Annotated in this window: 12 protein-coding genes and 2 pseudogenes; 5 read left to right on the top strand and 9 right to left on the bottom strand. The window is 63.9% G+C overall.

Annotated features, from left to right (window positions below; translation table 11 throughout):
* Positions 1-23: 23 nt before the first annotated feature.
* On the top strand, positions 24-950 hold the full coding sequence (locus D3H54_RS03015; protein ID WP_149377803.1) for a DUF6492 family protein: 927 nt from the start codon (positions 24-26) through the stop codon (positions 948-950).
* 25 nt (positions 951-975) lie between these two features.
* Here the strand turns inward: D3H54_RS03015 and D3H54_RS03020 are convergent, their stop codons facing one another.
* From D3H54_RS03020 to D3H54_RS03030, 3 genes are read right to left on the bottom strand one after another with little or no spacing between them, the layout of a single operon-like run.
* On the bottom strand, positions 976-1,803 hold the full coding sequence (locus D3H54_RS03020) for a glycosyltransferase family 2 protein (protein ID WP_163789442.1): 828 nt from the start codon (positions 1,801-1,803) through the stop codon (positions 976-978).
* Positions 1,804-1,841: 38 nt separating this feature from the next.
* Entirely contained in the window at positions 1,842-2,606 is a 765-nt protein-coding gene (locus D3H54_RS03025) for a WecB/TagA/CpsF family glycosyltransferase (protein WP_149377805.1), read from the bottom strand.
* 35 nt (positions 2,607-2,641) lie between these two features.
* Positions 2,642-4,006 (bottom strand): tyrosine-protein kinase domain-containing protein, encoded by a 1,365-nt coding sequence (locus D3H54_RS03030; protein ID WP_286199092.1) that lies wholly within the window; start codon positions 4,004-4,006, stop codon positions 2,642-2,644.
* A gap of 443 nt (positions 4,007-4,449) precedes the next feature.
* On the opposite strand from D3H54_RS03030, the gene D3H54_RS03035 reads away from it, so the two are divergent.
* Complete coding sequence (locus tag D3H54_RS03035; RefSeq protein WP_286199093.1) at positions 4,450-6,426, top strand: hypothetical protein; 1,977 nt, start codon at positions 4,450-4,452, stop codon at positions 6,424-6,426.
* 24 nt (positions 6,427-6,450) lie between these two features.
* Here the strand turns inward: D3H54_RS03035 and D3H54_RS32125 are convergent.
* A pseudogene (locus tag D3H54_RS32125) lies at positions 6,451-8,135 on the bottom strand (GMC oxidoreductase).
* Between the two features lie 12 nt (positions 8,136-8,147).
* Positions 8,148-9,089: pseudogene (locus tag D3H54_RS03045) on the bottom strand (aldo/keto reductase); the annotation flags it as partial.
* A 789-nt stretch (positions 9,090-9,878) separates the two neighbouring features.
* Between D3H54_RS03045 and D3H54_RS03050 the strand changes: the two are divergent.
* Positions 9,879-10,844, top strand: coding sequence for an NAD-dependent epimerase/dehydratase family protein (locus D3H54_RS03050; protein WP_149377807.1), 966 nt, complete (start codon positions 9,879-9,881; stop codon positions 10,842-10,844).
* An 8-nt stretch (positions 10,845-10,852) separates the two neighbouring features.
* On the opposite strand, the gene D3H54_RS03055 is transcribed toward D3H54_RS03050, so the two are convergent.
* From D3H54_RS03055 to D3H54_RS03070, 4 genes are read right to left on the bottom strand one after another with little or no spacing between them, the layout of a single operon-like run.
* Positions 10,853-12,589: a glycosyltransferase family protein gene (locus D3H54_RS03055; RefSeq protein WP_286199095.1), complete on the bottom strand. Its 1,737-nt coding sequence runs from the start codon at positions 12,587-12,589 to the stop codon at positions 10,853-10,855.
* Positions 12,586-14,517 (bottom strand): hypothetical protein, encoded by a 1,932-nt coding sequence (locus tag D3H54_RS03060; protein ID WP_149383312.1) that lies wholly within the window; start codon positions 14,515-14,517, stop codon positions 12,586-12,588. Before D3H54_RS03060 ends, D3H54_RS03055 begins: the two co-directional genes overlap by 4 nt.
* Before the next feature lie 32 nt (positions 14,518-14,549).
* Entirely contained in the window at positions 14,550-15,977 is a 1,428-nt protein-coding gene (locus tag D3H54_RS03065) for a glycosyltransferase family 2 protein (RefSeq protein WP_432246476.1), read from the bottom strand.
* Positions 15,970-17,340: a hypothetical protein gene (locus D3H54_RS03070; RefSeq protein WP_149377809.1), complete on the bottom strand. Its 1,371-nt coding sequence runs from the start codon at positions 17,338-17,340 to the stop codon at positions 15,970-15,972. Before D3H54_RS03070 ends, D3H54_RS03065 begins: the two co-directional genes overlap by 8 nt.
* 361 nt (positions 17,341-17,701) lie before the next feature.
* Here D3H54_RS03070 and pta point away from each other — a divergent pair, with 361 nt between their 5' ends.
* Together pta and D3H54_RS03080 are read left to right on the top strand one after the other, a co-directional pair.
* Positions 17,702-19,786: a phosphate acetyltransferase gene (pta, locus tag D3H54_RS03075; protein ID WP_149377810.1), complete on the top strand. Its 2,085-nt coding sequence runs from the start codon at positions 17,702-17,704 to the stop codon at positions 19,784-19,786.
* Positions 19,786-20,973 carry an acetate kinase gene (locus D3H54_RS03080; protein ID WP_149377811.1) on the top strand — a complete coding sequence of 396 codons (1,188 nt, stop codon included), beginning with the start codon at positions 19,786-19,788 and terminating at the stop codon, positions 20,971-20,973. Before pta ends, D3H54_RS03080 begins: the two co-directional genes overlap by 1 nt.
* Positions 20,974-20,977: the final 4 nt, after the last annotated feature.

The raw sequence follows: 20,977 nt of genomic DNA on the forward strand, positions 1-20,977 counted from the left end.
CGGATCGGTCAGAAGCGGAGCCAATGAGCGGAAACTCGGTCCAGCTCATTACGTGCTCCTACAGTGGCGACCTTGAGGTGTGTCGGCTGCTGTGCGCGAGCGTCGATCGATTCGCGCCAGAGGATGTGACCCATAGGCTTTACGTCCCCAGGCGGGATCTTCCACTATTTGCCAATCTCGCGACGTCGCGGCGGATTCTCGGCGCGCAGGAGGACCTGCTGCCGAAGTGGTTGTGGAAGGTACCGCTGCCCGGGCCGAAATGGCGTGCGAGACTTCGACTTCCCCGGCGCAACGTGTATTTGACCCCGTTCACCTTGCCCGTTCGTGGCTGGATTGCGCAACAGATGATGAAAATCGCTGCCACCCTCCGCAGCGATGCCGACATCGTCGTCCATGTCGACAGTGATAGCGCATTTATCCGTCCTTTCACCGCCTCGTCGTTCATGATCGACGACAAGACCCGCTTTCATAAGAGTGAAGAGTCGCTGCGACTCGAAGCGCACATACCCTGGTACGCGGCAGCGGCGCGGTTACTCGGCCTTCCGGAAGCCGATTACTACACCACTGAATACATCGATCAGATCGTGGTATGGCGGCGCACGGTAGTGGAGGCTATGACGGCGCGAATAGAAGAAACGACGGGAGAGAACTGGGCGAAGTCTCTCGCCAGGACACCCCACCTCGCCGAATACGTGCTCTATGGGGTCTTCGTCGATCAAGTCCTCGGATTGGAAGCCGCGGGATTGTCGAATCAATCCCGCTCGCTGTGCCATTCGCGGTGGACGGGGGACTTCACTGGGCCGGCCGACGAGGCGGCCTTTGTCGATAGTCTGTTGCCCGACCCGATAGCCTGCGCCATTCAGTCGACGAATTCGATAGACGTCGAGGGGCGCAGACGTATTCTCGAGCGCGTCACCGAGCGCGCCGCGGAACAGGACTCACAGCGCTAGCAAATATCGGCGTGCGAGGCCTGGTTCAGACCTTGTAGGCCTCGCGCCAGAACCCCAACGGGTTGCGGATTGCTCGGCCGAGCTTCTCGCGCTGCATCCGGGCGTGCGCCTTCTTCAATTCCGGTGCGAACGGGCCTGGGCCCGCAGTGAGGTAGCCCCACAGCAGCGCGAGCGCGCCGATCACGTATGGACGTCGCGCAATGTAGCGGGCGCAATGCACGAGGAAATAAGTGAAGTCGTAGCCGATCCAGCGACTCGTCCGGCCATTGCGATACCGCCCCTGGATCTCTCCTGCGCTTGCGCCGATCGCGCGCGTCAGCTCGAAATGAGCGCCGGTGTCCACGCGGGTTTCCAAACCCGTGTGGTAGCTGACCGCGATCTCGTCGATCGCATCGAAGCCATGTGCCGTGGCCAGCGACTCGGTCGCCCGGTACGCGTCGATCGTGTACAGCTTGACCGCACCGGGCACGTGGAACTTCTGCTCGGCCATCCCTCGCGTCGCGATGACGCCGCCTGCGATGCCGACTCGACCGCTCGCAAGCGGCACGATCCGTTCGAGGTAATCCGGGGCCAGTCGCGCGTCGGCGTCCAGCTTCATCACGTGCGAATAGGGTTTCTGGGGCAGCGCCCTTTCGACGCCGAAGCGCCATGACCTGAACTCCGACCCGGAGAGCAGTCCGCCGTCGTTCTTCTTCGACAGGATGGTGGCGAACTTATCGGTATCGAGTTGCGCAAGACGGTCGGCGGTGCCATCGGTGCTGCCGTCGTCGACCACTACCCAATCGAAGTCGCGGAATCGCTGCGCCTTGAGGCACTCGAGGAGGCCCGCCACGTTGTCGACCTCGTTGTACATCGGCGTGACGATGAGCAGAGTCATATGTCTTCCCCCCATTATTCCGAGTTGGCATGAGACTGCCGGACAACCCGCAGAAACGGAACCACGTCGCCGACATAACGCTTCAGGAGTCGGCCGGGATCGGTCAGAATGCGGTGCAACCATTCAATCCCGAGGCGCTGCATCCATTTCGGCGCGCGGCGGGCCGTCTCGCCGGCGATGAAGTCGATGGAAGCGCCGACGCCCATCAGCACCGCGGTCACCCCCTGCGCGCTGAGCAGGCTGACGGCGACCCGCTCCTGTAACGGAGAACCGACGCCGATCAGCACGAGATCTGCGCCGAATGCGGCCACCCGCGCGGCGAGCTCACGCATATTGTCGGCTGAGCCAAGCCACCCCATAGGAGCTTGCTCCGACTCGACGAGCCAACCATTTTCGCGGAAGATCGCCGCCGCCGCTTCGAGCGACGCCGGCGTCGAGCCACCGACGAGGAAAACGCGATGGCCCCCGCCGTGGGTATGCGCCAAGGTGTTTGTGATCCCACTTCCGGTGGAGCGGCCCGAAATCCCAGCACCCAGGCTTTTCGCGAGCCGCACTACCGGCCAGCCGTCGGCCAGAATAAGCTTGGCACGTTCGTAGATCGATCCGAACTCAGCTGAGGACTGAAGTCGAGCAACGTGATTCATGTTCGGTGTCACAACCAGGTGGGGCGCCCCCGCGGTTAGCGGAGCACTACGCGTCAAGATCGCGTTGATAACCTCTGGCTCGCTTATTTCTGAAATGTTGAAGCGTGCATAGCGTGTGACTATCGGTCGCGGCATCCGCCGCTCATTCCGCCGACGTCATCTGCCGGTCATCATCGATCGGATGTCGCCTCATCGTTTCGGTCCTTCTCTTCAGCGGGCGCCGACTGCTCATCCTTGCGAACTCGCGACAACACAACACCCAGAATTTTAGCTCCGGCGTGCCGCAGGGAGTTGGTGGCAAGCAGGAACTCCTTACGTCGCGTATTGACCGCTTCGGCGACCACGACGACGTCCTTGATGTTCTGAGTGAAGAGCGAACCCTCGCTCAAATTCGTGATCGGCGGGGCGTCGACGATGATCACATCGAAGTAGCCGGCAAGGTCTCTCATCACCTCGCCGAACTTCTCGCTGGCGAGCATCTCGCCGGCATCGATGGCGCTGCCGCCGCAAGGAATGATGGTGAAGCCGCGCCATGTCGATTCGAAGAACGACTCGTCCAGTTCATTACGGCCGGAGACCAGATCGGTGATCCCCGGCGATTGCTTGATGCCGACCTGAGAAGCCAGACGGCGTCCCCGCACGTCCGCGTCGATGAAGACCACATGGTTGCCTGCCTCGGCGAGCGCACCGGCGATGTTGGCCGCCACCATCGTCTTGTCCACGCCCATCCGTGGGGAGGTGAATACCAGACGTGTCGGTGTCTCATCGACTGCGTGGAGAACGTCGATGGCGATCCGCCGAAAGATCGCCTCGCGGTCGGGTGCCTGCGTCGAGACCTGCGAATCCTTGGCCTTGGTGCGACGTCCCGCCGGTATCCCGCCAAGGTACGTAGCGCCCAAAGCGGTGACGTCACGGCGCCTTCGCACCCGGGTATCGAAGTTGTCCACGAGAACCGCAGCGAATATCGCTGCGATGAACGCCAACCCAGCCGCGACGATGAGGTTCAACGTGATGTTCGGGGTCGTGTGGAAAGAGGGTATTTGGGCGGGCTGAAGCACGGAGACTTGGATCGGCGACGCAGCGACCGAAGCCGCGCCCTCGAGGCCGGCCACGGCGAACGGCATTGCGTTAGCAATGCGGTTGGCTGTGGCGGCGGCCTCCTCACCCGTCGGCGCCGACACCGCCACGTCGATCACTTGTGTGCCGGTGGGGATCGTGACTTCTGTCCGTTTGACCAGCTCTGGCACTGTGACACCCAGACTGAGCGAGTCTATGACCGGTTGCAGAACCTGGTTGGTGGTCACTACCTGTGCGTAGGTCTTCATGCGATCCGCGAGGTACAACTGGGCAACCTGGCGGGTTTGCATCTCCGTATCCACGGATAGGTTGGGCGTGAATACTATTCGGGCGTTTGCGGTGAAGGTCTCCGGAACGAGGAACCCCACTCCGGCCACCGCAGCGCCGACCAGGACGAACACGGACATGAGTACCGGCCAGCGCCGCACTAACACACGGCAGTAGCTACGAAGGTCCACATTCCACCAGACTTGTCGGCGCCAAAGGACTAGCAAGCCCGGTCAGACGTGCCTGCTCCTTGCTGACAATAGCGCGGGGAATCACGATGGGTTGCCCTGACTTACCTATCAAGGTAATTATTTCGCGGCCGCTCTAGGTAGTCCTTACAGCCGCGGCGGGTCAATCGACCCGGCAATAAACGGCTGGAGTGTTCGCGGCATCTGTGCCGACTGTTGAACAGTTCAATTCAACGGGCGTTTCGCGCGCACCTTGACATGTGGCAAACGGGATATGATCCTAACCCTGCTGAGGCCTGTCCCTCTCAGCGGTTGGGATTACCTCAATTTCGGACTCGAAAGTAGAACAGCGTGCACTCGATCGGTTCAGTCTGGTTCCCGGTTCCGCCGCAGCCACGGGGGCAAGGCACCTTCGTGCACATCGATACCTCTTTCAAGGCTCTCCGATGAACCGCTTCACAGCGAAGCGCGCGGTGACCTGGGCGATTTTGCTGGTTCTGTCGGCAACGCTATTCGGGTCATCCGATGGCGTGGCCTATGCGGCGCCCGGCGACACAGCCGATCCGCCAGCTGCGGTCGAAGCCAATGTGTTGTCTTGGCCGGCCCTTGGTTTGCAATCGACGGTAGAGCTGTACGGGCGCGCCCGCACGCCCGTGACCGTTCCGCTGCCCGCAGGGATGACTGCTTCGCGGCTGAGGGGCATGATTGGCATGCCGGAGAATGTCACTGCCGGTTACCTCGAGATCGATGATGGCGACGGCAAATTTCTAGCGTCAGTCGATTTGTCCGCTGCGGCGACGGCCCAAGCCGCAACACCTTTCGATGTCGACATTTCGGCCGCACGTGTGCAAGGTTCGTCGATCGACCTGTCGTTCGTGATTCGCGTACGCGACACTGTCGACCGTGCTTGTGCCCCTCTCCAGCGATTGACGATCAGTGATCTGACAACCGAATTCACTGGGACAAATCCTCCAGTGACCACGATCGCGAGCTTTTTCCCCTCAGTGCTCGGACGGGTAACAATCTATGCGGCATCCGATGCCAATTCCGCCGAGCAGCAGGCGGTGTTGACGCTGGTGTCGACCTTGGCGCGAATCTACGCGCCCCGGCCGCTGCCGATTACGGTCGTCAGCCAGCCGCGTGGCGCGCAACCGCCGCCGGCCCTTGGCATGGATCGTGCGGTTGTCGTAGAGACCGGCGAACCTGGCTTGAGCGTCGAAAATCCCGGGGCGCCAGACGCTTATCTTCGGATTTCCGGTGACGGCGACCAACTCTCGGCACAGGTTTCGTTGCTTACCACTGAGCTGCAACCACTGGCGCAGGTGGCCGCGGCTCGCGTCACCCAAGCCGGGTCCGACACGGTTCAGCGCGGAGACACGCTCACGTTCGGCGAGATGAAAGTGAGCGGGCAAGCCACTTTTTTCGAGACGAGCACTTTCGAGGTCGGTTCTGACCGTGCATCGTTGGGCCCCAGATTCGACGGGGTTCAGGTTCATTTGCTCGCCGACTACACGCCTGTCCACCAAGGTGACGCATCAACGGTGATGATCCGCTCCAACAACGTCATCGTCTATCGGGGCACGCTCGACGGCACCGGACGTCTGGATACGACGTTCAACCTCGACAGCCGAATTCTCGACCAGCGGTACATCAATCTCCAATTCACGCTGACTGATACTCCGGCGCAGGACTGTTCACCATTGGTTGCGCCCATGACCTTTCAGATCGATCCACGATCTACGTTCACCATGCACAGAGGTGGCGCTCCACTTGGCGGCTTCACCGCGTTTCCGTCCGAGTTCAGCCCGAAGTTCGTGGTGGCGCTCGACGGAAGTAGCCCTAATCAGCTCAGTTATGCCGCCGACATAGTTGCGGTGGTGTCGCGCATTACGAAAACCCCTCTCACGCCACAGGTTGTCAGCCTTCAGTCCGCGGTAGACGGCAACTCGGGGGCACTGATAGTGGCCAATTCCGGGGCCATCAAACAAACTGCACTGAACCCGCCGATTGGCGGCGAGGGTCCGATGGTGAAGTTCGGGCTGCCGACCGAGTTGAACATCAACATGGAGGGTGGCCTTGGATCTATTCAGGCCTTCGCCGATCCGCAACGCAACCGATCTGTCATCCTCGTCACGACGACTGGCGACTGGAAGCTGGTGGACCCCCTGTTCAGCTACATCGCGGCTTCGGACCGTAACTGGTTGGGGCTGACCGGGGACGTGCTCGCAGCAGGCGAGGCAGGCACGCCGACCAATGTGGCGATCCGAACGACCAGCGACAGCCTCGCGCCGACTCAGACCAGCGGCAGTTCGGGTGGGTGGCTTAAATACGGCCTTATAGGTGGCGGCGTGCTCGCGGTCATTGCGGTCTTGGCCGTGATCGTGGCTTTACGTCGGCCCAAACCCGTTGACGTCGATGAATAGTCTGCCGACGAAATCGGCGATCAGCTAGCTTCCCCCAGCGGCCCGGGCATCGGCAAGGTGATCGGCCAGTCGGACTCCCAGCGCGATCCCGACGAGCGTCGGGTTGGCCTGACTCGAAGTGGGAAGCACCGAAGTGCTCGCCACGTACAGTCCGCGTACCCCGTGGACCTGCAGGTCGGAATCCACCACGCCGTCCTCGGCAGATTCGGACATACGCGTTGTCCCGGCCTGGTGGTAGCCGGCGAACCCGCGCATGAACTCCCGTACCGAACCTTCGGGATCGTCGGTGAGCCACTCCACGTTTCCGGCACCGGTGGCACGCAAGTGGGCGTCGATGAGTTCGATTGCCTTGCGGGCGCTTTCGTAGTCGGCGTCCGAAAAGTGCATATGCGTCCGGACTTTACGCATGCCGAGTGCGTCGCGCTCCTCGGTGAGTTCGACCCGACTCTCCCAGTGCGGTAGATGCTCACCGTGGTAGTGGAGCAAATACCGGTTGTCGGCGCTTTTGATGAAAAAGCCCGGCGCCTTGCGCCCCTTGCGGAGGAGGCGGGCGTAGGAAAATGTGATCGCGAACCGGATGGACGGGATCAGATCGCGCACGATGTTGCGGACGTGGGCCATGATTTGCGGTGGACCCTCGGTCTTGGTGTGGGCCTCACGAATCGCCTCGGCGAGCAGGAAACGACCCACCGGGGAGATCAGAGTCAGGTAGACCCCGACAGGATCCCGCTTCCGTGTCCCGGGTCGCTGATCGGCGGATTGACCAACCAGGTTGCGGCATTGGGGATTTCGAGCTCGCGCTGCAGTTGCGGACTGAAGGTGAACCGTCGCCGGACGTACACGCCGTCGCGGTCACGCTCGTGCTCGTAGATGACGTCGTCGGTGTTGAATTTCACGCGGGCGAATCGGCCCTCGGTATGGGCCATATACCAGCGCCCCAGATGCCCACCCGCGTTGCCCAGCCCCGCCGGATGATGGCGGTCTGATGCGAGCAGCAGCCGGGTTGCCTCCACGCCGCCCGTCGCGATGACGTAATCGTTTGCGACCACCTTTCCTTCCTTACCGTCAAGGGTTTTGACGACGAGGTGATCCACGGCGTCGCCGCGCTCGGTGGTCACGACCTCTGTGCAGGTCAGGCCGGTCCACAGCGACAACAACGGGCTGTCGTGCATGGCGTCGCGGTACTCGCGGCCGAAGCGCGTCGGTAGTGCCCAGCGTTCGAGGTCACTGGTGCGCACGTCACCGTCGGGCAGTCCGGCGACCAGATCGCGTTGCGCCAGTTCGGGAATGTCTCGCACGTTGAAGGCCGCCCGGCCGCACTGCGCCCAATCACAGGCGCGTTGCATATAAGGCTCGACATCGGAGTGCCGGATGGGCCACGGCGCCTGTGCCGTCAGCGGTCGGTCCTCGAAGTCGATCGGGTCGAACGCGACACAACGCCCACCCCATAACGCCGACGCGCCGCCCACCGCGCGGCGGACGGTCAGATCGCTGCGGGCATGGAAGACGTCGTCTTGTCGCGAGTCGAACGACGCCAACTGCTGTGCGGTGTCATCGGCGCGCTCCAGACCGCTTTCGATGAGCGCCACCTCGACACCGGACTTCGCGAGTTCCAATGCGGTGGAGATACCGATCGGACCGGCGCCGACGACAACGACGTCCGTCCTGATCGTCGTACCCGCGACGAAATCCTCGGTCTTGCGCACCATCCGGCCACTGAGCCGGAACTCCGCGGCGAGTTCCAGGAACCGGGACAACGTCTCGGCATCGTAAGGCGACGCGACGGCGTCGGCCGCTTGGGCGATGCGCTTGGGGTCGGTGGTGCTGTAGAGGATCGCGCGGGATTCCGTTGCCGTGGTGGCTGATCCAAGAAGCAGCTTCGCCAAAACGCCGGGAGCCAGCGGGTCGAGCTGCAGAGCATCACGCCACTGGCTCGCCATTCGGGTATCGGCCTGCAACGCGGAAGAGATCATCTCGAGTGGCCGATTCAGGACACCGAACGTGATATCAGACGCACGCGGCGACGGATGGAGCACGTCGCTGCGAAGCTGGTCCACCGCCTCGGGACCGAACCGTCCAACGAAATCCACCTCGAGGTCCTCGTCCTGAGACACCCCCCAGGCGCGGATCTTGCCCTGCTGGCGAGCGCGCTCGAAGAACTCGCGGAGCTCGTCGGTGGCCACGGTGTCCATGTGCCGCGGGCCGTGCACGAACAGGATGTCGACGTAATCCACCCCCAGCGCGGTGAGGCTTTCGTCGAGACTGCGTGCCGCGATGGCGGCGTCGTACGCCCGGGGGATCGGGGCCGGGGCCTGGCGGCTCTTGACGGCCGCCCGCAACGCGGGTGCTTTACGAAGCAGCGCCCGCGCGGGAGCCTGAAACCGGGCCAGCCGGCTGGCGAGGCCACCGACGGGGGTGCCGAATTTAGTGCCGATGGTGACACGGTCTCTGTCGATGGTGCGCAAGAACGCACCTAGCTCAGCCTCTGCCATCCCGAGTCCGTACATACGCGCGGTGTCGAAATGGGTCATCCCGCTGTCGACTGCGCTGCCCAGGACAGCCATTCGCTCCTTGCGGGAGGGTGACTGCATCAAGCCACCGCATCCGAATCCGACCGCGCTCACGCTTAACTGCGGTCCCTGGAGTTCAACCCGCCCTAACACCCAGCCCCCGTATGCCCGAGCGAAACGCCTGGTCGCCACCGCGGATACATCTCCGTAGGCTATGAGGAGAGCCGGGTCAGGCGCAATCTTTCTGTCCAGTGTGCCGACATCTGGTTTGCCACGAACGGTCCGCGAGTCGACATTGGTCACCATCGCGGCACGGCTTCGAACTGGTCAATTCTGGCAAGTGCTCGGCACGGTGTTGGTCCTGGTCTGCGCGGCTAAAGACTTTGCGGACGGTAGCTCTCGAGCAAGAGTTGGCCGCTGGTCCGCAACCCTAAACCTTGTGAAAAATGTTGGTGCCTAGACACTTTGAGTTTGGGTCTGCCATGAATGTGACGAAACCAATTGTCGCTGCGGCCTGCGCTGAACGGGGACATCACGCACTCTTTCCGGGCGTCATCCGTCTGCCGACCGGCGACGGACGGCCTGCTCTGCGAGGGCTATTCATATCGGCGCTTTCGAATCTCGCGGTGACCGCGCAGTGCTATGCTCCGTTCGCATTGGGGCCATTCCGGGGGGTGAGCGTTGGGCGATCACTTGGGGTCTCTCCCTGTGCAACGACTCGACGAGCAATGCTCTATGGGTGAGTGGTCCTCCCCGCGTGAAAAGTAAAGCCAGCGAGTGTTTTCGATGCCTGGTCGGGGCGGGCTCGGTTGGGTTGGGCGGCAATTCTCAACGCCGAAGTCGTATATTGAAAGCTGGCTTATCAGGCGATGCGAAAGCGATTAAGTCCATGCCGGTAACTAAGGGGCGATTCATGATCACACCGTTCGGATCGGCGCTTCGATGACGACTGCCGGGGCCGTGATGGTCACGGGCAGTGCGGGTTTCATCGGCAGTGCGCTGGTCTCGCACCTGCGCGAGATCGGCCGACCCGTGGTGGGAATCGACCGTGACGCCAAGCCGGCCGCTCACTCGCTGCGTCTGGATCTGAAGACCATCACCGCGGCTGACCTGCCCCGGCCGTGCCCGCCGACGATCGTGCACCTGGCCGCGCTGTCCAAGGAACCCGGATTTCCGTGGCGGGACTACTTCGCCAACAATGCCGAGGCGACACGTCGCCTGTGCCACGCCGCCGGTGAAGCGGGTGTGGACAACATCGTCTTCACCAGTTCGATGATGGCCTTTGCTTCTGGTCCGTGGCGCCGTAGCGAAAGCGACTTCGGCGACGCCGACACCGCGTACGGCGCCAGCAAGCTGCAGGCAGAGGAGATCCTGCGGACGTGGCAGGCCGAGAAACCGGGACGGCGCCTGCGCATCGTGCGTCCGGGTGTGGTGTTCGGCCCCGGCGACACCGGCAACATGCGGCGGTTGATCCGCGGCCTCAGCAAGGGCCGCTTCGCCTACATCGGCCGCGACGACACCGTGAAAAGCTGTATCTACCTCAAAGACATGGTTCGGCTGTTGACCCTGCTCACCGAAGACGACGGGCCGCACGTGACCTACCACGCTGTCTATCCGCAGCCGACCACGATCCACGACCACGTCGACGCCATCAACGCGGCCTGGGGATGGGACCGCCACCCGCGGACTGTTCCCTACCGCCTCGCCCTGGCGGCGGCCACGCCGTTCGCGGTGGTCGATCCGACGGGAGCACGTTTCGGCCTGCACCCCAGGCGTATCCAGAAACTGCAGTTCGATACCAACATCAGCTCGGAGCGTCTCGCCGACATCGGCTTCACCGCTCAGTATTCGCTTCGCGAGGCCTTCGCCGACTGGCGGCAGGACTGCGGCGGCGGGTTGCCGCAGTGAGCGGGACCTCAGCGCGGTGGCCTGACGGGCTCCACAGCTGAGACCGGAAGAGGCGCTCCAGGGGTGCTGACCGGATCGACGGGCTTGCCGATCACCTCGTAGACGCGGAACATCTCGTCGCTGGTCGCGCCGTCTGCCGAGTAGATCAGCCTGCCGATCCCCGCGCCGGTAGACCATAGGTCAGGGTAGCGGCGGTTGATCGCGTCGGGGATATTGAGCCGGGGATTGGTCGCCACGATATAGCGGATTCCCATGTCCCACGGTCGATTCAAGGCCGCCGAGAAATCGTAGTCACTGGTGATCACGAACTGCTTCGGATGGTCCGAGGACAGCCAGACCCCCCAGGCCAAAAAGGTGTCCATCAACACCGCGCCGTCCGGAAGCTTCTTCGCGTCGAGCCAGGCGGCGAGTTGTCGCTCACTGATCAGCCGCCGGCGTGCGGATTGCTTCTCCGGAGGATGGCCGACCGGATCGACCAGAGAGATGAAGCTCGATTCCAACTGCCCGTAGGCGATGTCCTCGTTGACGATGAGCGGTGTCGTCACCGGGATCGCCACCACCACCGACGCGGTGAGCAGTACAGCGGCGGCTTGGGTGGAACGCCTATCGGCCGTGCTGCGGGCAGCGCCCGGCCGCGCCGATGTCCAACAGGCAACCGCGATGCAGACCACCATCGGGATCGCCAGCAGGTAGAAGCGGAACCATCCGAACGTCATTGAGAGATGTTGTGCCACAGCGGCGAAGGTCAAGGTGGCGCCTAGGACCGCGACTGGAACGACAGTGCTGACCTGCTGTCGCAATACCCCGACCAGAACCGCCATGGCGACGGCGATACCCGTCAGAGGCTGCATGCCGAAGAGGCGTGCGGCGATGACCAGCCATCCGGAACCGGGGTCGCCGCGGCCCACGTGTGCCAGCCGTTGAGCCACCTGGCTGCTGTTCCCGTACTGGGACGAGAAGGTGGCGAACAGTTCGCCGTTGATGATCCAGCCCGTTACTGCCCATACGAGGATGGCAGTGGCAATGGGGAAACCGATGATGGCGAGATTGAGGACGGTCGACTGGACACGGTCGGAATACCGCGAACGGTGCCAGGTGACCGCGCCCACCAGAAGAGCGGCGCCGGCGGCTGCCGGGACCACCTCATAGCGGGTGAGATATCCACACCCCAACGCGATGCCGGCCCAGGCGAGGTCCCCTACGCGCTCGCTGTCGCACCATCGCATCAAGTGACGTACAGCCCACACCAGGCAGAACATTTCCGCGGCCTCGCTCAGGCCGGAGCCGCCGTACAAAATGATCATCGGGTGCAGGGCCACCGCGCCGACGGCGACCCACCGCCACGCCGTCGGGAGTCCGCGGTCGAGCGCGATACCCCGGACCATGAGCGCGGCGCCGGCCATGAACAGCGAGCTCTGGATGACTCCGGCGATCCCGTAGTACTTCAGCGCCGGCCACCAGTGACTGAGTGCCACGAACGGTATGTCGACCATGCTGGGCAGCGGATTCCAGACGAACCCGATGGCCGACAGGTGTGGATCGCGGGCATAGATCGCAAACCCGGCGTTGGCTACCCGATTGGGTGCGTCCGGCTCGAAGATGTTGTACCGCAGCACCAGAACGGTCCCGACCGCACAGTAGAGCGCAGTCAAGACGGTGAAGAGCAGCAACCCCGGCCAGCGCGTGCTGCCCTGGGCCGACTGGTCGGAGTCGGCCTGGATCGGGGCGGCTACGACCGTGGTCACAGCTCTGGGCTGGTGGTGGTACGCCTGCGTAGCCGGATCACCAGAACTGTTGCGGCGATGACGAGCGCGGCGGTGCCGATGCCGAGACTGAGCCACGCCCACCATTTCCAGGCGGCGCCGGGATTGGGCTGGCGGGCCATCGGGCCACCCTCGTTGATGGACATGTTCACCGTACGGCCCTGCGATCCGGTGGCGACCACGTCGCCGACGACTGATGCCCAATGATTGGGCAGGCCGCGGATGTAGTCGAACGACGCGTCGACCAGGGACCAGTCGCCGGTGGCCGAGATGGCCAGCACCGTGCGGTTGTTGGAGGTGAACGCCTGGATGGCACCGACCTGGCCGTTGATATTGAGATCGGTGGCGGGGTCGCCGTTGACGCCGACGTCGCTTGCTCCGTTGGGAACCAGCGGAGCCTTCATGCCTGCCTTGGACAGAGCGGCACCGCTGGTGACGGCCAACAATCCGGTGCCGGAACTGGACGCTTGACCGAAAGTCGTCACCTTCGGGCGCAGGGTCACCGACGTCTGCTGCGCCATCAGATTGATGGCCTGCGCGGCGTACCTGATGTATTCGGGACTGTCCAGTGTCACGTAGAAGTCAGGGGTGAATGCCATTGGCAGTACCGGGAATCCGCCGCGGTTGTTGGTACCCGGCGTAACGGTGACGGTCGATTGCCCGTCCAACGCGAACGTCATGCGGTCATTGAGGGGGGCGCACTCCTGCTGTGGAATGTAGCGAAGCTCTAGTGCGAGTCCGACGTTCGAGGCGATCTCTTCCGGAGGGATCACGCCGCTGATGTCCAGTGTTCCCGAATTGTCCAGCCGGTGAGTGGCCAAAACCGTTGATCCCGAACGGATCAGCACCGATGCCTGGCCGCTGCCGACCGGGGTGTACTTGGCCATCAGGTGGACGCTGGCACTGCTGATCGGGCCCGCGCCGAAGGCGCTCACGTCAAAGCCGGCGTAGATGGTGGTGACCCCGAGGACCGAGGCCTGGCCGTTGACGCCGAGCTGGTCAAAGGTCTTGGTGTTGCTCGACAGTGTGGTGTCGTCCTTGGATGACAGCACAACGGCTGCCGGTGCCTGGGCCAAATTTGTTCTCTGGTCGACGAATAGCTGCACCTGTCGAGCCAGTGTCTGTCCGGTGCCGCTGATCACCAGCGTGGCCGCGGGCGTGCCGGCGTTTTCGACGATCACCCCTGGCTGGCTGTTGTCGCGGATGTCGATCACCCGCACAGTGGGTTCCGTTGCGGGTGCGATGTCCTGGGTGGTGACGTCGATGCGGACCGGCATCGGACGGTACTTCTTGGTCAACTGTGCCACTAGGTCCAGTGCCGCCTGCTGCTGAACGTAGGTCGGATTCGGGCCGACGTTGATCAGGATCTTGTCGAGAAAGCTTGGCAGGTAGTCGGCTACCGATGCCGGGTCGGTCGGCGGCCCGGCGAACGAACTGGCGAGCTGGCTGATCGAAAGCGCCGGTATCTGCGTGCAATTGTTGACGTTCTGGTTGTTGTCGCGGATGACGAAGCTCAGCTTGGCCATGCCGTTGGCGACGAGCGCTGGGGTGATGTCGATTTCGAACGGTACGGTCGTCGCGTCGGCAGGTACCGGGATGGTGCCGAGTACCATGCCGCGGTCGTCGAGAACGTCCACCCGCCCGCTGACCACGTTGACGACCGCGCCGATGACGCCACTGAGCGTCGTCGGCACCGTGCCGGCCGGGACCGGGATCGCGGTCTCGCTGGGTTGATTGGCTCCCAGTAGATCGATCCTGTCCGGCAACCCCAGCTGGGGCCATCCGATCAACCGTGGTGGCTCGGGTGCGGGCTCAGTGGAGATCACCTCGACCACGTCACTGTCCGGATCTGCCGACGCGGGCGCGAGCGCGCTGCCCAGCATCGGTGCCGCAAGCAGAACCGACACCATACTCACGGTGCCGAGTCTGGCGAAAAGTGTTCTCACGAAAGATTTCCCGTCGACTCGGGGACAGTGTGTTTTTCGGACAAGCCGTGGACGGTCTTCTCCCAGAAACACGGCTTGGTCACCAACTGATAGAACGCCTTCACCGCCGCGATGGATTGCAGGAACCAATACAGCGGGACCAGCGCAGCCGCCCACCAGAGGTGGGGTTTACCCAACGCCTGCGCGACGATGAGGCCGACGAAGACCGACATCGGTGCACCGATGAGAAGCAGAATCAGACAGACGTAATAGGTCATCGGTGGGAACACCACTTCGACGGCGTGGGGCCGGCCCAACATCCACGTCGCCAGGATGAACCAGAACAGCAGATTGCACGCCGCGGTAAGCGGCACACCGCCGGTCATGTTGATGAGGCGCCAGGTGCCCTTGAAGCCGATCTCTCTGCGCAGGGCCGCGGGATCGCGCAGATGGACCAGCATGGTCTGCAGGTAGCCCTTGTACCAGCGCGACCGTTGCCGAATCCAGTTCACCACATCGGAATTCGCCTCTTCCAACGTCACCGAGTCCAGGATCCGGGTTCGGTAGCCGCAACGGGCAAGCCGCACACCGAGATCGGCGTCTTCGGTCACGTTGTACTCGTCCCACCCGCCGATCTCCCTCCACACGTCGGCGCGCATGTGGTTGGAGGTGCCGCCGAGCGGCACGACGCAGCGGGCCCGTTCCACCGCAGGCAGCACGACGCCGAACCATTGGTCGTACTCCAACGAGAAGAATCGCGTCAGCAGATTCTGCCGCTCGTTGAAGTAGCCGAGCCGGGCCTGCAGGCACCCGACCTCGGCGGGGGTCTGTCGGAATGCGGCGACGGCCCGACGCAGCTGCAGCGGGTCGGGGATGTCCTCGGCGTCGTAGATGGTCATCAGCTCACCGCGAAGGCCGGGCGTTGCCATGCCGTAGTTGCACGCCTTCGGCTTCGTCTTCGGCATGCTGTGCGGAACGATGATGACCCGGATGGATGTCAGATTCGCGTCGAGCAGTGCCATCTGGGTCGGCAGATCGTCTTCCTCGACGAGCAGCAGGATTTCCAGTTTGTCTCTGGGGTAGTCCAGTCGCCCCACTCCGTTGAGGAGGTTGGCGACGATGGTGGGCTCGTCGTAGACGGGCAGCAACACCGTGTACACCGGCAACTCGTCATCGGTGAGTGCCAGCGCCTCGTCGTCGGAGACCTGGATGAGTGCCGACGAGCGAATCCCGCGCAGCAGAAGATAATTCCGGTCGATGCTGGATGCGAGATAGAAGGCCGCAATCAGTGCGGTCACGGTGGGTGCGACAGCGTAGGGGAATGCGACGCCGCCGGCGATCAGGGCGGCGGTGGCAACACCCAATGCGGTCAGAGTGCGTGCGCCGAGGAGATTGCGGGCCGAAAACCGCGGGTGCAATTCCGCGGGTTGCAGGGTCTCAGTCACTTCTGTGGGAGCCTCCGGGATAGGCGGTGCCGGATCTGCCACTGATCGCGGCCACCAACTTGTCGGCGCGCTGACTCACCAGCGGATCGACGTGATCGAGGCCCTGTGGCCGCTGACGTGACAGCCACAGCCACGAGCCCACGGATGCGTCGAGGACGTCGGGCGGCTGGGGTGCCGGGGGTGCCTGATCACCCGTCAGCGACTGGCTGACGATCACGGTCACCCGCTGGAACAGTGAGCCGGCGCGTTGGGTCCAGGTCAGCGCGTACCAGTCCACCCCGCGGGCGTCGGCGGCGGCGTCGGCGTCGCTGTGGATGGCGCGGGTGCCGGCCGGGATTGCGGTGGAGGTGGCGACCGCTCGATAGCTCACCGGCCGTGCGGTCGGATACCAGACGACATCGGCGAGGTCGTCCAGAACGGCCTCGCTGGGTGTCGAGAGCACGTCGACCGCGGCGGTCGGCATGTCTTTTTCGGCCGGCACGGCATACCTGACCAGTGTGGAGCCGGGCCCGGCGAACTTGGTGACGAAGTCATAGGACGCACCGCGGGACAGACCGCTGCGGGCCGTCCAGTCCGTTGGGACCGTTCGCAGGGTCGGCGCCTCGTGCTGGTGCAGCCCAGCGGCGGCCAGGATCGCGGTGCCGACGGCGAGGAAACCCACCGTCCGCGAGGAACGATGGGGCATTGCCGCGCTGATCGAGCGTTCGGTGGAGTCTGCCGAGCGGCGATCCGGCGCAAGCCGCGCACCGAGAACCGACAGGACGGGAATGACTCCGCCTGTGACGATGATCGTGGCCAGAAACCAGGATGCGCAGCCGAACACCAGCGGTGCGCTGGCCACGAGGCTGATGGCGGTGGCGGCTAGTCGACGATGTGTGGGAAGCGGGCGGGTGGCCAGGTAAACGGCAACCGCGCCGATCGCGGCGGCCACCACTGCGCCGTCGGTTGGGGTTCCGCCCAGGGCGGCCGTGGCCGCCAGGTAGGGCACGGGCGTGGCGAAGAACGCCAGGAAAAGCCACAACGCCCACATCGTGAGGGCGTGGCGCATGCCGAACAAGACGACGACGCAACACACGGCCCACACCAGGACCGCCAGCGACTCCAGACGCCACCACGCTGACAGTGTCGGCATCCGGCCGATCAACAAATAGATGGCCGCCAGACCGAGAACGGTGATCAACGTCGCCACGATCCAGTCCGATTCACCGTCGCCGACCCCGTGTGAGGTCGTGCGGTATCCGGCGGCGATCAGAAGAGCCAGGACGGGCAGGACGATCAGATACGCGGCTCGAGAGCCGGTGACCGCGCCGGCGAAGTTGTGGGCGTAGCTGGATGCGTACGCGACGAGGCAAAGCGATGCCACCGCTATGCCTCGAGGCAACACGCCGAGACCGGTTGGCCGGGCCGGGGCGTCAGTCGAAATATCGTCTGGGAGTTCGCGGTCGGTAACCGGCCGCGGCGCGACGGTGGCCGTCACATCGATGTTTGGCATCTATCCATCCGGTGTCCAAATGATGTTGCAGTAGCTAACTTGCATTTGCATGATCTGTTATGGCAGATGTGATCGATCAGTCAATCACGGTCTTAACTAGGAAAAAGTTACGACGTCAACAAATACAGCAAACTTCTGACCAATCGCTGACAAAACCACCCGAGTGTGGTGCAACTCACGTTTGAGCTGTGAGCGGCGGGTCCTGCGGGTACGAAGCCGCAGTGGATGCGGAATGCTGAAGATCGTGACCGCCGCGCGCACCACTACGTCGATCTACATCGCGTCGCCCGAGGGTGACACCGGTAAGTCCACCGTCGCGCTGGGCATCCTGCACCGCCTGACCGCGATGGTGCCGAGGGCGGGCGTGTTCCGCCCGATCACCCGACGGGAGAACCGCGACTACATCCTCGAGCTGTTGCTGGCCCACAGCAACGCCGGGCTGACCTATGAGGAATGCGTCGGCGTCAGCTATGAACGGCTGCACGCCGATCCCGACGGCGCCATCGCCGATATCGTCGACCGCTACCACGAGGTGGCCGACCGCTGCGACGCTGTCGTCATAGTCGGATCGGACTACACCGATGTCGCCTCACCCACCGAGCTGAGCGTGAACGCCCGCATCGCCGCCAACCTGGGCGCCCCGGTGCTGCTCTCGGTCCGCGCCCGCGACCGCACGCCGGGAGAAGTCGCACAGGTCATCGAGCTCTGTCTGGCCGAATTGGCCGCCCAGCACGCACACACCGCGGCGGTGGTGGCCAACCGTGCTGACCCGGCCCAGCTGGCGGCAGTCGCGCAGGCCTGCGCGGCGCTGGGGCCGCGCGTCTACGTCCTCCCCGAGGAGCCGCTGCTGGTGGCCCCGACTGTCGCCGATCTGAGCGTTGCCGTCGGTGGCGTTCTCGTGCATGGCGACTCCTCGCTGCTCGGCCGCGAGGTGATGGGTGTGCTGGTGGCGGGCATGACCGCCGAGCACTGTCTGGAACGACTCACCGAAGGCGTTGCGGTGATCACCCCGGGTGACCGCTCCGACGTGGTGCTGGCTGTGACGAGCGCGCATGCCGCCGAGGGCTTTCCCTCCCTGTCGGCCATCATCCTCAACGGCGGGCTGCCGCTGCACCGGTCGATTGCGCAACTGGTGAACGGCCTGGGTCTGCGACTACCGATCATCGCCAGTGATCTCGGCACGTTCGAGACGGCGAGCGCAGTGGCGAGCACCAGGGGTCGGGTAACCGCAAGTTCTCAGCGCAAGATAGACACCGCTATCGCCCTCATGGAGCGCTATGTCGACATCGACGAGCTGCAGGACCGGCTCAGCTTGCCGATCCCGACCGTGACGACGCCGCAGATGTTCACCTATCAGCTGATGGAGCGAGCCAGGGCCGACCGGAAGCGGATCGTGCTGCCCGAGGGAGACGACGACCGCATCCTGCGGGCCGCGGGACGATTGCTGCGCCGCGGGGTAGCCGATTTGACAATCCTCGGCGAGGAAGCTCAAGTCCGCTCGCGTGCAGCGGAATTGGGCGTTGACCTGACGGCGGCAACCGTCCTCAATCCGCGGACCAGTGAGTTGTGCGACCAGTTCGCCGAGCAGTATGCCGAGCTCCGGAAGAAGAAGGGAGTGACGCTGGAGCAAGCGCGCGAAACCATGCATGACGTGTCGTACTTCGGAACGATGCTGGTGCACAACGGAATCGTCGACGGGATGGTCTCCGGCGCGGCACACACCACCGCGCACACCGTGCGGCCGGCCTTCGAGATCATCAAGACCCAGCCGGATGTCTCGACGGTGTCGAGCATTTTCTTGATGTGCCTGTCCGACCGGGTGCTGGCCTACGGCGACTGCGCGATCGTGCCGGATCCGACCGCCGAGGAACTCGCCGACATCGCGGTCAGTTCGGCGCGCACGGCCGCGCAGTTCGGGATCGACCCGCGAGTGGCGATGTTGTCCTACTCGACGGGCGACTCGGGCAGCGGTAGCGGTGTGGAGAAGGTCAGGACTGCCACCGAGTTGGTCCGGTCACGGGCGCCGGAGCTGTTGGTGGAAGGGCCGATTCAATACGACGCCGCCGTCGACCCAACCGTGGCCGCCGCCAAGATGCCGGGCTCGGAAGTGGCCGGACGCGCGACGGTGCTGATCTTCCCGGACCTCAACACCGGCAATAACACCTATAAGGCAGTCCAGCGGAGTGCGGGCGCCATCGCGATCGGGCCGGTGCTGCAGGGGCTCAACAAACCTGTCAACGACCTGTCCCGCGGCGCGCTCGTCGAGGATATCGTCAACACCGTGGCGATCACGGCGATCCAGGCACAGGGGCTGTGATGGCCGATACCGTTCTGGTACTCAACTCCGGCTCGTCGTCACTGAAATACCAGCTCGTGCAACCGGATACCGGCGCCTCTGTGGCGCACGGGATCGTCGAGCGGATCGGCGAGGGCACGTCGACCGCCACGTTGAAGTCGGGCACCGAAGAGATCCGCCGTGACGGCCGGATCGCCGATCACGAGGCGGCGCTGCGCACCGCGTTCGACTTGTTCGCCGAGTCCGGCCAGCACCTGAACGATCTGGGGCTGGTTGCCGTTGGGCACCGCGTCGTACACGGCGGCCAGGATCTGTACCGCCCCACCGTCATCGACGATGCGGTGATCGTCAAGCTGAAGGAGCTCGCAGCGCTTGCCCCGCTGCACAATCCGCCAGCCGTACTCGGTATCGAGGTCGCCCGCCGAGTGCTGCCCGACCTGCCACACATCGCGGTGTTCGACACCGCGTTCTTCCATGATCTGCCATCCGCCGCAGCCACCTATGCGATGGATCGGGAATTGGCCCGACGCTGGGATATTCGCCGTTACGGCTTTCACGGCACCTCTCATCAGTACGTCAGCCAACAGGCCGCGCAGTTTCTCGGCGCACCGATCGAATCCCTCAACCAGATCGTCCTGCACCTTGGCAACGGTGCCTCTGCGTCCGCCGTCGCCGGTGGCCGTCCGGTCGACACCTCGATGGGACTCACGCCGATGGAGGGGTTGGTGATGGGGACGCGTTCCGGTGACATCGACCCCGGAGTGCTCGTATACCTGTGGCGGACCGCGGGCATGGGGGTAGAGGAGATCGAGACCATGCTCAATCGGCACTCCGGAATGTACGGCCTTGGTGGTGAGATCGACTTCCGGGTGGTGCATCAGCGGATCGAGTCCGGCGACGAGGCAGCGCAATTGGCCTACGACGTCTACATCCACCGGCTACGCAAGTACGTCGGCGCCTATCTGGCTGTTCTAGGACACACCGATGTGGTGACGTTCACGGCCGGGGTGGGGGAGAACGACGCACGAGTTCGGCGCGACGCGCTGACCGGTCTTGCGCCTCTGGGCATCGAACTCGACGAGCACCTCAACGACAGTCCGGCCCGGGCCGCACGGCGGATCTCGGCCGACAAGTCACCGACGACCGTGCTGGTGATACCGACGAACGAGGAGCTGGCGATCGCGCAGGCCTGCCTGACTGTCATCTAGGTTC

The sequence above is a fragment of the Mycobacterium sp. ELW1 genome (assembly GCF_008329905.1).
Lineage (GTDB): Bacteria > Actinomycetota > Actinomycetes > Mycobacteriales > Mycobacteriaceae > Mycobacterium.

What these genes read in the sequence shown, in the direction of transcription:
- D3H54_RS03015 (WP_149377803.1), top strand. Translation starts at nt 24, where the DNA reads ATGAGCGGAAACTCGGTCCAGCTCATTACGTGCTCCTACAGTGGCGAC.
- D3H54_RS03020 (WP_163789442.1), bottom strand. Translation starts at nt 1,803, where the DNA reads ATGTACAACGAGGTCGACAACGTGGCGGGCCTCCTCGAGTGCCTCAAG.
- D3H54_RS03025 (WP_149377805.1), bottom strand. Translation starts at nt 2,606, where the DNA reads ATGCCGCGACCGATAGTCACACGCTATGCACGCTTCAACATTTCAGAA.
- D3H54_RS03035 (WP_286199093.1), top strand. Translation starts at nt 4,450, where the DNA reads ATGAACCGCTTCACAGCGAAGCGCGCGGTGACCTGGGCGATTTTGCTG.
- D3H54_RS03050 (WP_149377807.1), top strand. Translation starts at nt 9,879, where the DNA reads ATGACGACTGCCGGGGCCGTGATGGTCACGGGCAGTGCGGGTTTCATC.
- D3H54_RS03060 (WP_149383312.1), bottom strand. Translation starts at nt 14,517, where the DNA reads ATGGTGTCGGTTCTGCTTGCGGCACCGATGCTGGGCAGCGCGCTCGCG.
- pta (WP_149377810.1), top strand. Translation starts at nt 17,702, where the DNA reads ATGCTGAAGATCGTGACCGCCGCGCGCACCACTACGTCGATCTACATC.
- D3H54_RS03080 (WP_149377811.1), top strand. Translation starts at nt 19,786, where the DNA reads ATGGCCGATACCGTTCTGGTACTCAACTCCGGCTCGTCGTCACTGAAA.